Raw genomic sequence first — 15,556 nt, 5'->3', positions numbered from 1 at the left:
GTCAGCCCGTCGGACAACCTCTACGACAGACTGACAAGGCATCCGCTCCGGCTTCGGACAAAAGAAAACAACAGGGAATGAATAACCAACTGATCGGAAACATTGCAAAGAGAGGCATCCTGCTTTCGCTCCTCGTGACAGGAATGGGCTGGATCAGTTCCTGCTCCGACATCGACTGCTCCGTGACGAATGGCGTGCTGGCGAATTATGTTGTCCAAGGCGACACGCTGCAAGATACACTCACGGTATCGGCCATCCGTGAGAACAGATCCGACACGGTACTGCTGAACCGCATGGTCAAAACGACGAAATTCAGTCTGCCGATGAGTTACAGCGGCGACACCGACCGTCTGCGCTTTGTCTTCACAAGCAAGACCGGCGTGACGACGGTCGACACCGTGACCGTATCGAAGACGAACATGAGCCATTTTGAGAGTGTGGACTGCTCGCCTGTCTTCTTCCATAAGCTCACTTCTGTCACGGCCAAGGGGACACGCATCAGTCAGATAGAAATCAGTAATCCTAATGTCGACGATGATGGTACGAAAGAGAACATCCTTATCCGCTTCACTAATCCTTAGCCTGCTGTCCCTGCTGCCGGTCTCTGCCGTCCATGCACAGCACAGACCATCCGCACCGGAGAGGAAAGAAGACGCTGTCGGCTTCTTCCGGGGTATGGCAGTAGGCACCGATGCCGTCGGGCCGGTCATGCGTTCGCTTGCATCCTACGGACAGTATGAAGCCTTGCTGCGCATCAACATAAAGGACAGGTATTTTCCCGTCGTCGAGGCAGGTGCGGGACAGGCCGACAAGACCGATGAAACAACCGGGACCGGATTCAAGACAAGTGCCCCTTATTTCCGGATAGGCTGCGACTTCAACATGCTCAAGGACAAGCACGATGCCTACCGCTTCCTGGTCGGGGGAAGAGTAGGCTACTCCTCCTTTCAATATGACATTTACAGTCCGGGCATTGCCGATCCCATCTGGGGCACACAGGCAGCCTACGGAGCCGTCGGCAGCAAGGGCAGCCAGCTGTGGGCGGAAGTCGCCGGCGGTGTGGATGCAAAGATATGGGGGCCGATACACATGGGCTGGACGGTACGCTACAAGTTCAGACTGTCGCATAAGACAGGTGAAATCGGCGAGCCCTGGTACGTGCCGGGCTACGGCCGGGGAGGTTCGTCGCGACTGGGAGCAACTTTCAACATCCTCTTCGAAATATGAACAAGAAAAAATTATATTGGCAGATACCTTTCCTGCTTGTACTGCTTATCGGATCAGTCGCCATTGTCCATTGCCAGCATGCAATGCCTTACCAGCATAACACAGGCTTCATCTTCGGGACAGTCTACCACATCACATATCAGAGCAACGAGGATCTGCAGCCGCAGATTGATGCCGAACTGAAGAAAGTCAACGAGACCTTTTCGACCTTCGACCCCAACTCGATGATTTCACAGATCAACCGGAACAGGCCGGTCAAGATAAACGAGATGTTCAGTGAAGTCTTCACACTGGCGGAAGAGGTGTCCGAGGATACCGGCGGCGCCTTCGACATAACGGTCGCGCCGATGGTCAACCTCTGGGGCTTCGGCTTCAAGACAGGGCAACGGCCGTCCAAGGAGAAGATAGACAGCCTGCGCCGGATGGTGGGATATGAGAAGGTGAAACTCGTCGGCAATACCATCCGGAAACAGGACCGGCGCACGATGCTCGACTGTTCTGCCATTGCCAAGGGATATGGTTCGGATGCCGTGGCACGTCTTCTGCGCCGCAACGGCATAGAAAACTTCATGGTAGAGATTGGCGGAGAGATCGTCACGAAAGGCAACAGCGAACAGCGGATGCCCTGGAAGATCGGCGTGACGAAGCCGACTGACGACACGCTGAACACGAATCAGGAATTTGAGACCGTACTCAATGTCACCGACAAGGCCATGGCGACAAGCGGCAACTACCGCAACTTCTACTACAAAGGAGGGAAGAAATACGCCCACACCATCGATCCGAAGACCGGATACCCTGTACAGCATTCCCTGCTCTCCGCCACCGTCCTGGCCAAGAACTGTGCCACGGCCGACGCCTATGCCACCTCATTCATGGTGATGGGCATTGAGAAGGCACGCAGAGTGCTCGAACGCCATCCGGAGCTGATGGCTTATTTCATCTATTCGGATGCAAAAGGAAACCTGAGGGTATGGTACAGTCCGTCGATGAAAGGTAAAGTAGTGGAATAAGGAATGCTCCAACTCTATAACAAACTCCTCGAACTGCCGCTCTTCATCGGAATCAGCACGGATGAGCTGTCCGACATCATTGAGCAAACGAAGTTCGGTTTCCACAAGCTGCCAGCCAGCAGGCCGCTCATAAGGAAAGACGAGAAGTGTGACTGCCTCTTTTTCCTGATGAGCGGGGTGCTGCAGGTCGCCAGCTATGCCGACAGCTACCGCTACTGCATTGAAGAAGAACTGAAGGCACCGGCCGTCATCCAGCCGGAACACCTGTTCGGTCTCATGCAGTATTACACCAAGGATGTCACGGCACAGACCGACTGCAGTCTGCTTTCCCTGGCCAAGCCGGAGGTGCTGCGTCTCCTCGACAGCTACCTGATCTTCCGTCTGAACTTTCTCAACAGTCTCTCGATGCAGGCACAGCGCATGGAACGCATCCCCTGGCAGAAACCGTCTGACGACATCCGACAGCAGTTCATCACATTCCTCCGTCACCGCTGCATGACACAGGCCGGACGCAAAATACTGAGAATAAGGATGGAAGATCTTGCCCATGAACTGCACCAGAGCCGGATCAATGTTTCCCGCATGCTCCACCAGCTGCAACGTGAAGGTCTGCTGTCAATGGGCAGAAGCATCCTTACTGTTCCCCGGCTGGAAACCCTGAGAGACTGATGCCGCTTACAATGCGGAAGCGTCTGCAGAAGGCATCGCATGAAGTCGACGACCTCCATCAGTCCCTCTGAATCCCGACAGAGCCGTCGCCTGTTCTCAAGAAGGAAAGCGGTGAAGCACACTGTGCGGCCTCCTGTCTTTCCGGGAAAGGGGATGGATCCAACCTGCATCTACCCAGACAGCAAGGCCGTACCCTGTCTGCCGGGAGCGTCACTTCAGACGGTCTTTTTGATCGATTTGTCACTCAGCAGACGATCTGAAGCCTCCCATGTCGGAAACGTGTCCGCACACATGCAATTTCCATACAAAAAAACGTACAAAAAGTTTGCAGGTAAACAGAAAAAGCTCTATATTTGCAACTGTTATCCTGAAAACAATCTTTTACCTTTTAAATGGCTAATACCTATTAGATAAAGAGCGGTCACCTGAGAAGGTCATCGCTTTTTTGTTTCAACCGGATCCAAAACTGATTATAAAGAGACTACCTACCTGTCTGCAAAAAAGGGAAACACAACACATGCTCCCGCTCTTCACTGCGTTTCTTTTCCTGACGAATCTGAGCCGCCTTTATCTCTGCACCATTTGTACCTCTGTGGAAGACAGCTGTTCTTCCCTCGGAGTGCCTCCGCAGACGGACAGTTTGATGAATGGTAGACAAACAAAGCGTCCAAGGCTTTTCAAGCCCTTTTCCATCCGTAAGACCCGGATGAATTTATACGGTCGGAATGAATCCGCCCGCTTCCCGGGCACCGTCCGCCTCGTCCGTGAAACCCCTGCGGCAGTCGGGTACATCACAGAACCCTGTCAGAACAGAACCTTACAGAAGAGGATGAACTACAAGATAAAATGCAGAAAAGACAAATTGATACGATGTCTGTCCATTAGTATGCCTTTCCGTCTTCCACAGACAACTCATTCCCATATCATCGGTGTCTGTAAACATTTTTATGCAGTTCAAAGCTGACACATGCTCTTCTGGCTTCTAAAAGATGCCTGATTGACTTGCAACAGACGCTCCTTTAGCGTGTTACTAACGCCCTTTTGAAGTCCAATTAAGCACCTTTTACGAACGGCTTTATAACCATCTGATTGACGGCCGGTTACAATCCTGCTTTTTACACGTTCCTTTTATATTTGCAGATGATTTGTTTGAAATTATGTAATGGTTTTTCAAAATCTTATCTGTATTTCCAACGTATTAAAATGAGAAGGATCCTATATCGGAGGAGGATAGAATAGCCAGTTGACGGCCTTGGCTATGTTTCTGTTGAATGAATCACTTCGGCTCTTCCGTTAAAGCAACACGAAAAGCATCCACACATTTAACAGAAGAACAAAAAGCTCTTCCGTCAGGTAAGATGCACTACATGACAGACATCTACACATTTAACGGAAGAAAAAGAAAATGGACGGGAATCATGCGACCGCATGGCTCCCGTCCATCTATACTTGTAACCGTCTGGTTCTAAATAGCCTTGTAACCTTTGGTGCTGTTGTGCGCAAGAAGGTCTTTGAGGTTCAGCTCTTTGTTGCCATTGGCTTCGTAAGCCTCTTTCATTTCCTCTTCCCCTTCAGCTTCCGCCTCTGAGTGAACGAATGTTACGCTTTTGCTTTTCTGCTCTGCGATTGCCCACCCGACCAGTGCGATGACGAGCAGTGCAATCAGTCCTATCATTGGAGTTGTCATAATTGATTTGATTTAATTTTCTGATGCAAAAGTACATTAAGTTTCGGAAAAAACCAAATAATCTTTAGGTTTTCAGTAACTTTGCACCATCAGACACGAAAGGTATGCAAAGTAATATCATTCCTGTGCATGGTACTGTGCTTTACTCCTTGTCCAGGCTCTTCGCTGCATCAACGATAAGGAAGCACTAAAACATAATACGCCAATGAAGAGAATCTTTTTATGCTCGTCTTTTGCGGATGTGGCTTCGGTCCTGTCCGAGTCTGTCGCCATTCCGCTGAAAGGAAAGACAGTAGCATTCATCCCTACCGCAAGCATCCATGAGGAATACACACGATACGTGGAGGACGGCAGGGCGGCACTTGACGCTCTCGGACTTATCGTCAAGGAGCTGGAAATCTCTCAATGCAGCAGGAACAAGACGGAAGAAGTACTGAACGACTGTGACTGCATCTACGTCTCAGGGGGTAACACATTTTTCCTCATGCAGGAATTGAGGAGGACAGGTGCCGACAGATACATCACAGAACAGGTGGGGAAAGGAAAAACGTACATCGGGGAATCAGCCGGAGCGATGATTCTTGCCCCCGACATAGAATATGCCAAGGACATGGACGACCATCTTGCGCTGACACCGGGCTTCACGGACTTCCGCGGTCTCGGCATCGTCAGCTTCTATCCTGTCGTACATTTCGACAGCTTTCCTTTTGAGGAGGCTGCACGGAGAGTCGTCCACAAGAACAGCCACCTGCCCTTGAAGATCATCACAAACCGACAGGCCATTGCCGTTGTGGGAGACAGTGTCGTGATAAAAGAAGCAAAATAAGTTGATCGGGCGGGGAGGCATAGCCACAGCCCTATACAATAAAAGAAAGATGACAAGGAAAGAACGATATACTTATGTCTTGGATTACTTCCGCAAACACACCGGACACGTGTCAACCGAGCTGATGTTCGGCTCGGCATTCCAGCTGCTCTGCGCCACGCTGCTGTCCGCACAGTGTACGGACAAGCGCATCAACGCCATTACCCCGGAACTGTTCCGCCATTACCCGGATGCAAAGACGATGGCCAAGGCAACGGCCGAAGAGGTGTTCGGGTATGTGAAGAGCGTGTCCTATCCGAATGCGAAAGCAAAACATCTGGTGGAAATGTCGAAGATGCTGGTAGAGCAGTTCGGCGGCGAAGTGCCGTCTGACCCCATTGCACTTACGATGCTGCCGGGGGTAGGCCGCAAGACGGCGAACGTCATACAGGCCGTGTGGTTCGGCAAGCCGACCCTGGCCGTCGACACGCACGTCTACCGTGTCAGCCATCGGCTGGGACTGGTTCCGTCAACAGCAGACACACCCCGCAAGGTGGAAGACTATCTGATGAAGAACATCCCGACGGAGGAAGTGTCGGATGCTCATCACTGGATACTGCTGCATGGCCGGTATGTCTGCAAGAGTGCTAAGCCTGATTGCGAGCACTGCCCGTTTGATGCTATATGTCCCAAGCTGATGAAGAACAGCAAATTATAAAGAGTGGTTTTCAGGCTCAGAAGGAGTTGAGACCAACTGCGATATTCCGCTATATGCCTCAACCCAATTCGTTCGGTCCGGCTCCTTTAACTCTTCTGACTTCCCTGACAGCAAAACATAAATCCGCAAAACAAGAAGAAATGAATACAAAGAAGATCATGCACTTCCTGGAAGGCATTGCTGCGAACAATAACCGGCAGTGGTTTCAGGAACATAAGGCTGAATATGATGCGGTGAAGGCCGACTTCGAGAAAGGTGTCGACCAAGTCATATCTTGCCTGGCAACCTTTGACGAAGAGGTTTCACATCTGACGGCGAAGGACTGCACTTACCGCTTCTATCGTGACGTACGCTTCTCGCCCGACAAGAGCCCCTATAAACGCCACTTCGGCGCCTATATCTGTGCGCACGGACGCAAGGCTCTGCGCGGCGGCTATTACATCCATCTACAACCGGGCAACTGCCTGGTGGCCGTTGGCTGCTACTGGCTGCCTACAAACATCCTTACATCCTGTCGCAATGAGATCATGGCAAACATCGACGAATGGCGGAAAGATGTGGAGAATCCGGACTTTGCAAAGCTGTTCGGCCGACCGAACGAAGGACGATGGACGGACGACAAGGTGAGCAAGAAAGGCTTCGGCCTTGCATCCCTGAAGACCGTTCCGAAAGGTTTTCCCAAGGACTACGAGTTCCTCCAGTATCTCCGGATGAAGGACTACTGCTGCTGGGTGTCCGTCCCCGACGATTTCTTTGAAGGCGGTAACTGGCTTGGAAAACTGGAGAACATCTGCAAGACCGGCAAACCCATGATGGACTTTATCAACAATGTGGTGGATGACTACGAGTAGGTGGAAATCCGATAAGATTCCCATCAAGCCATAAGCAGGTGTAAAAATACTGCAAATGCTGAAGATTCAGGTTTCAGATTTCAGTTTTACTCAATCTGTAGAAAGTCTACCTGAGGCAAAAAAAGAGACGGTTCTGAAACAGGCAGAACCGTCTCCGATACAAACGGACAGTCAGCGGATCATGCTAAGCCAGTCCTTCTATCTGTCCATGCACAATATCGATCTTCTCCGCCTGCGGAATCTTCGGAAGCCCCGGCATACGCATGATGTCTCCGGCAATAGCCACAATCATTTCCGCACCGCCGTTGATTACGAAATCCCGGATGGTAATGTCAAAGTCCTTGGCAGCACCCACCTGCTTGGGGTCTTCACTGAACGAGAACTGTGTCTTGGCAATGCAGACAGGGAAGCGTTCCATCCCCCAGGCACGAATACGGGCAAGTTTCTTTTCTGCCGATTTCTTGAGGATAACAGAACGGGCACCATATATGTTCTTGGCGATCCTGTTCACCTTCTCTTCGATGGTGTCATCATCCGCGTATGCCATGCGGATCTCCTTCCCCCCCTGCCTGTCAATCGTCTCTACGACAAGCCGGGCCAGTTCTTCTGCACCTTCTCCGCCTTGCGCAAACACATTGTTCTCGGCAAAGCCTACGCCCAGCATCCTGCAATGCTCGGAAAGCAATGCGATCTCTTCCTCGCTGTCATCACCGTATCTGTTCAATGTCACCACAACAGGCTGCCCGAAACGCTGCATGTTCTTGACATGACGGTCGAGATTGGCGAAACCTTCGATAAGAGCCTGCCGCTCCTGCTCGTGCGATTCGCCGCCGACGAGCCCTCCATGCATCTTCAAGCCGCGTAAAGTAGTGACAAGCACCGTAATACGAGGATGGATTCCAGCCTTACGACACTTGATGTCCAGGAATTTCTCTGCACCGAGATCCGCACCGAAGCCGGCCTCCGTCACCGCATAATCGCTCAGAGACATTGCAATCTTCGTAGCGACCAGACTGTTGCATCCATGGGCGATATTGGCAAACGGCCCTCCATGAACCAGCGCCGGAGTCCCCTCAAGCGTCTGTACGAGATTCGGCTTGAGGGCATCCATCAGCAGGACGGTTATCGCTCCGGCCACCCCGAGGTCGCATACCGTGAAAGGCTTGTCCTCGAAAGTTATGCCCAAGACCATGTTCTCAATCCGCCGGCGGAGGTCATCCTCACTGTCCGCAAGGCACAGGGCCGCCATGATTTCACTGGCCGGCGTAATGTCGAAGCCTGACTGCGCCGGCAGTCCGTCGGTCGTATTCCCCAGTCCCGTCACGATATTGCGAAGACTGCGGTCGTTGACATCCAGCACGCGTTTCCACAAGATCTGCTTCAGCGCGAACCCTTCACTGCGGTGCTGATAGATATAGTTGTCGAGCAAGGCGGCAATCATGTTATGCGCACTCGTAATGGCATGGAAATCGCCCGTGAAGTGGAGGTTGATCTTCTCCATCGGTACTACCTGGGCATAACCGCCGCCGGCGGCTCCACCTTTCATACCGAAACAGGGGCCGAGGCTCGGTTCGCGCAGGGCAAGCATAGAGCGTTTCCCGATGCGGTTGAGTGCCATGGACAGACCAATGCTGACCGTTGTCTTTCCGATTCCCGCACGTGTGGGAGAAATGGAGCTGACAAGAATAAGGCGGTTGCAGGCTACGCGATCCTCATCGATCAACGAGAGAGGAATCTTTGCCATGTACTTGCCATAATGTTCCAATACTTCCGCAGGGATTCCTGCCGTCGCTGCAACTTCCTCGATCCGTTTCATATTACATGAACGAGCGATTTCAATGTCTGATTTCATAGTTATATTTTTTACGTTAAGTTATGTGGGCAAAGATAGAAAAAAAAATTGAATATCACCTTCGAATGGAGATTTTTTATCATTATACTGTCCGGTAAAACCTAAACGGCATAGGCTTCGATGCGTACAGCAGGAGCGAGAAGAGAAGTCCCTCCCCTGCACGACATACATACAGGCAAGAGGCGGATGGCCGGATGATACAGGCTGACAAGGCCTGTTCTGAAAACTCCATGTCGGTCTGTCGCAGACAGGACTTCTGTCAACTTTCCGTGCCTTTCCGTCTTTATGTGGTCGCTTCAGTTCGTTCTTTCATTCGCATAGCCCGCCATGCTCTTTCAAGAAAAAAAGCGGAGTCTGCCCGCCTGAAAGACAAAAAGCCATCAAGGGAAACTTTCAGAACTTACCATAAAGGAAATGCATACCGGGGCAACAGGAGACTATATATTGGCAATGCTCATGACATTGGCGAACACGCCCGCAGCAGTCACGGAAGCGCCGGCACCGTAGCCCTGTATCTGCATGGGGTATTCCTTATAACGTTCTGTGGTGAGGAGGACAATGTTGTTGGATCCTTCGAGGTTGTAGAAAGGATGGAGTGCATCGACCGCCTTCAGCGCCACACTTGTCCTGCCGTGTTCCATCGTCGCCACAAACCGCCAGCGTCTGCCTTCTTCGGAGAGTTTCCGGCGACGCCGTTCAAAGTCTGCGTCAAGTTCGGGCAGATGCTTCCAGAAGTCGTCCACCGATCCCTTGAAATATTCATCAGGGACAAAGAGGCGTCTCTCCACATCTTTCTGTTCCACCTTATAGCCAGCCTCGCGTGTAAGGATGACCAGTTTGCGGATCACATCCGTTCCGCTGAGGTCGATACGTGGATCCGGTTCGCTGTATCCCTGCTCCTTTGCGCGTTTCACCGTCTCCGAGAAAGGAATGTCCGCACTGATTTCGTCGAAGATGAAGTTGAGCGTGCCGGACAGGACAGCCTCTATCTTCAATATCCTGTCCCCTGAATTGCGCAGGTCGTTGATCGTCCCGATAATCGGCAGACCGGCACCTACGTTCGTTTCAAAACGGAACTTCACCCCACGCTGGAGGGCTGTCTGCTTCAGCCGGCAATAGTTCTCGTAAGCACTGGAAGCCGCTATCTTGTTGGCCGCAATGACCGATATGTTGTTTTCAAGGAGCGACTGATAAAGAGCTGCAACCTCCTTGGAAGCTGTGCAGTCGACGAACACCGAGTTGAAAATGTTCATCCCGAGAATCACATCACGCAGATGTTCTGGACTGGACGGTTCGCTTGCCCGGAGATCTTCCAGACAGTTGTCAAGGTCCAGCCCGTCACGATTGAAGATGGCATTGTGCGATGAAGCGATTCCCACGACATTCAGTTTCAGATGGGAATGCCGCTTCAGTTCTTCATACTGGTTCTTGATCTGCTCGATGAGTTTTCCGCCCACCGTACCGACACCGCATATAAAAAGGTTCAGCTCCTTGTATTCGGACAGGAAGAACGAATCGTGCAGTACGTTCAGGGATTTGCGCAGATCCGTCCCCCGCACAACGAAGGAGATGTTCATTTCCGTCGCACCCTGTGCCAGTGCAATGATGCTGATTCCCGACCGTCCGAGCGTGCCGAAGAGCTTTCCGCTGATGCCCGGCGTGCGCTTCATGTTCTCTCCCACGATGGCCACGGTGGCAAGACCGCTCTCAGCATGCATGGGGAACATCCGTCCGTCCTCTATCTCAAGCCGGAACTCCTCGTTCAGTACATTCACGGCTTGCACGGCATCTTCATCCTTCACGCCGATAGAGGTGTTGTTCTCTGATGCAGCCTGCGAAACGAGGAAGACGCTGATGCCGTTGTCGGCAAGCGAACTGAAAATGCGCCGGTTGACCCCCACGACACCCACCATGGACAGACCGGTCACAGTGATGAGCGTCGTGTCTTTGATGGACGATATGCCCTTGATGGGTTTCCCATTGTTCTCTATGTGCGACTTGATGACAGTTCCTTTTCTTTCCGGGTGAAAGGTGTTCTTCACCCGGATAGGAATGTTCTTCACACACACAGGGTATATCGTCGGCGGATAGACGACCTTCGCTCCGAAGTTGCAGAGCTCCATGGCTTCTTTATACGAAAGCTCATTGATGGTATAGGCTCCTTTGATGACCCTGGGATCAGCGGTCATGAATCCGTCGACATCCGTCCATATTTCCAGCACTTCGGCATTGAGTGCGGCGGCGAGGATCGAAGCGGTGTAATCGCTTCCGCCACGTCCCAGATTGGTGATGTCGCCCGAGTCTCGGTCCTGTGCGATGAAACCCGGGACGAGGGAGATGCGGGGAAGGTCGGAGAAGGCCGCCGAGACAAGCCTGTTGGTAAGTTCCGTGTCGAGACTCCGTTTGCCCAGCTTCTCCTCGGTCTTGATGAATGTACGTGCATCAAACCACCTGGAACCCCCGATGAGCGTGGCCACAATGTTCGAGCTGAGGCGTTCGCCGTAGCTTACAATCGTGTCCTGTGTCTTGTGACTGAGGTCGTGGATGAGGAAGACACCGTAATAAATAGACTGTAATTGCTCGAAGAGGGCATCCACCTTGCCGGACAGCTTCTCACGGTCCTGCGGATCGGTAATGACGGCATCAATCATCCTGTGATGGCGGTCAACCATTGCATCGAATGCCGTCCGCCAGCCTTCATCGCCCTTCAAAGCGAGCTGGGATGTGGCTATGAGCTGGTCGGTGATGCCGCCCAAGGCACTGACAACCACGATGACAGGCTGGTGCTTCGCCTCCCGCTCCACGATCTTCTTCAGGCTGAGAATACTCGAAACAGAACCTACGGATGTTCCTCCAAACTTCAATACTTTCATTGCTGATAGCTTTTGGGATTATCATCCGCCTCCCTTTTACAATGATGGAAAGGCCGGACTTGGGCGCAAAAATAACAAGAAATATCCCAATTGCCAACGTTTTTCTCAATATATTTGACTAATTTTGTGGCTATAAGAAGAAACAGCACGATTATGACAGAGGAATACCAGCTGCGTGTTTTACCACAGGCAGCCTATGACGAGGACAATCTGAAGGCATATATTGCCCGGGAAAAGGGACTTGACGAGCGCACGATCTACCGGGTACGCACCCTGAAACGGTCTATTGACGCACGTCACCGTGACATCTTTGTAAACCTGAAAGTCCGTGTCTACATCAACGAGTTCCCGCAGGATGATGCCTTCGTGAAGACCGAATACCGGGATGTGAGCAGCAGCCCTGCCGTCATCGTGGTGGGCGAAGGACCTGCCGGACTGTTCTCTTCGCTGAAGCTCATAGAGCTGGGCCTGCGTCCGATAATCCTCGAACGCGGAAAGAACGTGCGCGACCGGAAAACGGACATTGCCTCGATAAAGAAGACGCAGACGGTAGACCCGGAGTCGAATTACTGCTTCGGAGAGGGCGGAGCCGGAGCCTACTCGGACGGAAAACTCTATACGCGCAGCAAGAAACGCGGACCTGTCGACAAGATCCTCAATGTCTTCTGCCAGCACGGAGCACCGGTCTCCATCCTCGCCGATGCCCATCCCCACATCGGGACAGACAGGCTCCCTCGTGTGATCGAGAACATGCGCAACACGATTCTTGCCTGCGGAGGCGAGGTACATTTCCAGACCAAGATGACCTCCCTGCTGCTCGAAGGCAGCAAAGTCGTGGGCGTGGAAGCCGTCGACAACCGGGAGGCAACCGGCACAAAGCGTACGTTCCACGGTCCGGTCATTCTTGCTACCGGACACTCCGCACGGGATGTCTACCGCTATCTTGCCGGCGCCGGCATTGAGATGGAAGCAAAGGGAATTGCCGTGGGAGTACGTCTGGAACATCCGGCCCGGCTGATCGACCAGATACAGTATCACAACAAGAACGGAAAAGGAAAATATCTCCCGACGGCTGAATACTCGTTCGTGACACAGGTGCAGGGGCGTGGCGTCTACTCGTTCTGCATGTGTCCCGGCGGATTCGTCATCCCCTCGGCTACCGGTCCGGAACAGACCGTAACCAACGGGATGAGCCCTGCCAACCGCGGCACGCAATGGTCCAACTCGGGAATGGTCGTCCAGCTCGAACCGGAAGACGTGGAGGGAGACTACCTACTCCGCATCATGCACTACCAGGAGCAGCTGGAGCATGACACATGGCAACAGGGCAACCGCAGCCAGACAGCTCCCGCACAGCGCATGGCGGACTTCGTGAACAACCGGCTATCGTACGACCTCCCAAAGTCGAGCTATGCACCCGGACTGATTTCCAGTCCGATCCATTTCTGGATGCCCTCCTTTATCACAGAACGGCTTCAGGAGGCTTTCAAAACCTTCGGAAAACAGGCGCATGGCTTCCTTACGAACGAAGCCGTGATGATCGCCTCCGAAACCCGTACGAGTTCGCCGGTCCGTATTCTCCGCAACCGGGACACCCTCATGCACATACGGCTGGAGGGACTGTTCCCATGCGCCGAGGGTGCCGGCTATGCCGGTGGCATCGTCAGTGCAGGCATCGACGGCGAGCGGTGCGCCGAGATGGCCGCGGCCTACCTCCGGCAGCTGTAACGCTTTGCGCCCAGCTTCCCACGGAACATGGCAGAGAACTCCTTATACAGACACAGGGGCATGTCCTAAACCTCCCGACAGCCCCGGCCGCCGACAGCTGCCATTGTCATGCTTCTTGCCGGAGCTCCGGCACAGCTTGGCTGGCAGAGAGCCACCCTATCTGATTATCCGACACACACCCGGAAACAAGACCGTGCACCGGTCTACCGGGACAGATACTCGTCATCGCGGACCAGCACCTTTACGATTCGGCCGACATACATCGTGTGGAGGTCATGGGCCGGATAAGCCTGCCGGAGAATTTCCTTGTCGATGAATCCGCCTTCCTGCAGTTCAGCTGCATACTCTTTCTTGCAGACAAAGACCAGCTTGGCTTCCTTGAAGTAGACACTGTGATCGGCAAAGACCTTCGTCAGTCCGGCCTTTGCGATCTTGTCTTCATCACGTCCCGACACGGAGCCGAGATAGGCCATCTGCTGCCTGAAGGTTCCGTCCATGACACAGAGCGTAAAGTAATCTTCCCGGTCCACAAACGTCTTTGTATAGCGGCTTGGACGGAGGTAGACGACAGCAGTCGGGTCGTTATGTCCCCAGAGACAGCCCAGATGTCCCCAGCTGATTGTCATTGTATTACAGCCATCCTGCTCATTGCCGGCAGACAGCAGCATCCATTCTTTCCCCAGAAGGTTGAACGGATTGAAGTTCAATTCTTTGTAACTGATTTCTTTCATTATATGTTCGTTTTATAGTTGTAGTGTCTTCTGAATCACCTCCCTTGCCACTCCTTACCGACAGGGGCGGTGACCTCTTTACACCGTCCTGCCTCTACACGGCTTCCTCCGCCTCTCTCCGGTAATACAGCCCCCTGCCTTTTTTCTAAAAGACGAGAACCTGCCAAACGGAAGGAGAAACCTCGGGAACGCTTCAGCAGCCGCTGCCATGTAGGACATCCAGTTCCTATCCAACTGCAAAAATAAGAATTTTATATTCCAGAACGACAGACTCCAGCAGATATTTTCAGCTTTACGGAGGTTCCAAGAAACACCTTTGATGGGATTTTCAGGACACACCTTATTATGAGACTGTCAGCTAACAGCCATGAAAAGATGGAAAAACAAAGACGAAGTGTAAATTAAAGTCAAATTCGTTAAAGCATTGTATTATTTACAATAGATTGTTTGCAAATTCATACAAAGTTCGTACCTTTGCAAAGAGTATCGTGCGCGGTTTCCCTACGGGAGCCGACACCTTATTGTAATCGAACAAGAATATCCTTCAAATTAAAACCAACAAAGAAAGTCATCATCGTGGATTCAGCTTATAATAAACTTATCGCATTGGGCATCCGCCCTTCCATCCAGCGCGTTGCCATCATGAAGTATCTGCTTGCCCACCATACGCATCCGACTGTCGAAGAGGTGTTCGTGGCACTGAAGAAGCAACTGCCGACGGTGAGCCGTACGACGGTTTACAACACGCTGAGGATGCTGTCGGAACATGGGGCCGCACTGATGATAACCATCGACGACCACCGTGTATGCTACGACGGTGTTACAGAGCCACATGCACACTTCTTCTGCAAACGCTGCGAGAAGGTCTACGACTTTGAGGCCATGGAGATGCCGCGCTATACGGGCGAAATCGGCAAGGGATTCCAGATTGACGATACCCAGCTCTATTATAAGGGAATCTGCCCCAAGTGTCTGGAAGCGATGAAGAAGGAAGGGGTGAACTGATCCCTTTCCTCTCCGTCCGGGAAAGGATGCGTTGCAGAGCAAGCCTGTAACAGGAGCTACCTGCCGCCCGGAAATAACCATCCGCCCGACCGACAATGCCCCCTATCCTGTCAGGCTGTTGTTACAGAAACTGTCCGGGGACAACTCCAGGAAACACCGGTTTCCGCTGACACCGTATGCCGACAGCCTCCGCCCTCTCCCTATGCAGACAACGAAGACCAAGACGGAGAGAGCATTTTTGTATCGTGGAAACAGCCCTTCCCGATAAACGGGAAACGATCGGGGACTTGCTCCGAAAGGGAAAACATCTTTACATTTCAAACCCTCCATACGACTGCTTTCCCCTCCCGCGGCGGCCACTAAATCAACTCCAAAGAATCATCTGGTTTTCAATATG

13 protein-coding genes are annotated in these 15,556 nt (G+C 52.4%); 9 read left to right on the top strand and 4 right to left on the bottom strand.

What is annotated here, in order from left to right; all coding sequences use genetic code 11:
• The first annotated feature begins 77 nt into the window (after positions 1-77).
• From HMPREF9141_RS05250 to HMPREF9141_RS05235, 4 genes are read left to right on the top strand one after another with little or no spacing between them, the layout of a single operon-like run.
• Positions 78-581, top strand: coding sequence for a DUF6452 family protein (locus HMPREF9141_RS05250; protein ID WP_007367503.1), 504 nt, complete (start codon positions 78-80; stop codon positions 579-581).
• The gene (locus tag HMPREF9141_RS05245) at positions 535-1,227 is read left to right on the top strand and encodes a DUF6048 family protein (RefSeq protein ID WP_007367502.1); all 693 of its coding nucleotides are present in this window, start codon (positions 535-537) and stop codon (positions 1,225-1,227) included. Before HMPREF9141_RS05250 ends, HMPREF9141_RS05245 begins: the two co-directional genes overlap by 47 nt.
• A complete protein-coding gene (locus HMPREF9141_RS05240) occupies positions 1,224-2,240 on the top strand; it encodes an FAD:protein FMN transferase (RefSeq protein ID WP_007367501.1) in 1,017 nt (338 codons plus the stop codon). Before HMPREF9141_RS05245 ends, HMPREF9141_RS05240 begins: the two co-directional genes overlap by 4 nt.
• A 3-nt stretch (positions 2,241-2,243) precedes the next feature.
• Positions 2,244-2,909: a Crp/Fnr family transcriptional regulator gene (locus HMPREF9141_RS05235; RefSeq protein WP_007367500.1), complete on the top strand. Its 666-nt coding sequence runs from the start codon at positions 2,244-2,246 to the stop codon at positions 2,907-2,909.
• Positions 2,910-4,374: 1,465 nt separating this feature from the next.
• Here HMPREF9141_RS05235 and HMPREF9141_RS05230 read toward each other — a convergent pair.
• The gene (locus HMPREF9141_RS05230) at positions 4,375-4,596 is read right to left on the bottom strand and encodes a hypothetical protein (RefSeq protein ID WP_040554297.1); all 222 of its coding nucleotides are present in this window, start codon (positions 4,594-4,596) and stop codon (positions 4,375-4,377) included.
• Positions 4,597-4,801: 205 nt separating this feature from the next.
• On the opposite strand from HMPREF9141_RS05230, the gene HMPREF9141_RS05225 reads away from it, so the two are divergent.
• The 3 genes from HMPREF9141_RS05225 to HMPREF9141_RS05215 all read left to right on the top strand — a co-directional run bounded on the left by HMPREF9141_RS05225 (position 4,802) and on the right by HMPREF9141_RS05215 (position 6,970).
• Positions 4,802-5,422: a Type 1 glutamine amidotransferase-like domain-containing protein gene (locus HMPREF9141_RS05225; RefSeq protein ID WP_007367496.1), complete on the top strand. Its 621-nt coding sequence runs from the start codon at positions 4,802-4,804 to the stop codon at positions 5,420-5,422.
• 49 nt (positions 5,423-5,471) lie between these two features.
• Positions 5,472-6,119 carry an endonuclease III gene (gene nth, locus HMPREF9141_RS05220; protein WP_040554294.1) on the top strand — a complete coding sequence of 216 codons (648 nt, stop codon included), beginning with the start codon at positions 5,472-5,474 and terminating at the stop codon, positions 6,117-6,119.
• 140 nt (positions 6,120-6,259) lie between these two features.
• Positions 6,260-6,970, top strand: coding sequence for a DUF2461 domain-containing protein (locus tag HMPREF9141_RS05215; RefSeq protein WP_040554293.1), 711 nt, complete (start codon positions 6,260-6,262; stop codon positions 6,968-6,970).
• A gap of 184 nt (positions 6,971-7,154) precedes the next feature.
• Here the strand turns inward: HMPREF9141_RS05215 and HMPREF9141_RS05210 are convergent, their stop codons facing one another.
• Together HMPREF9141_RS05210 and thrA are read right to left on the bottom strand one after the other, a co-directional pair.
• Positions 7,155-8,822, bottom strand: coding sequence for a formate--tetrahydrofolate ligase (locus HMPREF9141_RS05210; RefSeq protein ID WP_007367493.1), 1,668 nt, complete (start codon positions 8,820-8,822; stop codon positions 7,155-7,157).
• A gap of 437 nt (positions 8,823-9,259) precedes the next feature.
• Positions 9,260-11,695: a bifunctional aspartate kinase/homoserine dehydrogenase I gene (gene thrA, locus HMPREF9141_RS05205; RefSeq protein WP_007367492.1), complete on the bottom strand. Its 2,436-nt coding sequence runs from the start codon at positions 11,693-11,695 to the stop codon at positions 9,260-9,262.
• 153 nt (positions 11,696-11,848) lie between these two features.
• Here thrA and HMPREF9141_RS05200 point away from each other — a divergent pair, with 153 nt between their 5' ends.
• Positions 11,849-13,423, top strand: a complete 1,575-nt coding sequence (locus tag HMPREF9141_RS05200; protein ID WP_007367491.1) for an NAD(P)/FAD-dependent oxidoreductase — start codon at positions 11,849-11,851, stop codon at positions 13,421-13,423.
• 203 nt (positions 13,424-13,626) lie between these two features.
• Here HMPREF9141_RS05200 and HMPREF9141_RS05195 read toward each other — a convergent pair whose 3' ends face one another.
• Positions 13,627-14,154, bottom strand: a complete 528-nt coding sequence (locus HMPREF9141_RS05195) for a flavin reductase family protein (RefSeq protein WP_007367490.1) — start codon at positions 14,152-14,154, stop codon at positions 13,627-13,629.
• A gap of 576 nt (positions 14,155-14,730) precedes the next feature.
• On the opposite strand from HMPREF9141_RS05195, the gene HMPREF9141_RS05190 reads away from it, so the two are divergent.
• On the top strand, positions 14,731-15,159 hold the full coding sequence (locus HMPREF9141_RS05190) for a Fur family transcriptional regulator (RefSeq protein WP_007367489.1): 429 nt from the start codon (positions 14,731-14,733) through the stop codon (positions 15,157-15,159).
• Positions 15,160-15,556 lie beyond the last annotated feature (397 nt).

Source organism: Prevotella multiformis DSM 16608 (assembly GCF_000191065.1).
GTDB lineage: Bacteria > Bacteroidota > Bacteroidia > Bacteroidales > Bacteroidaceae > Prevotella > Prevotella multiformis.
Note: the sequence above shows the minus strand (reverse complement) of the source record. Positions and strands in the feature narration are given on the sequence as shown.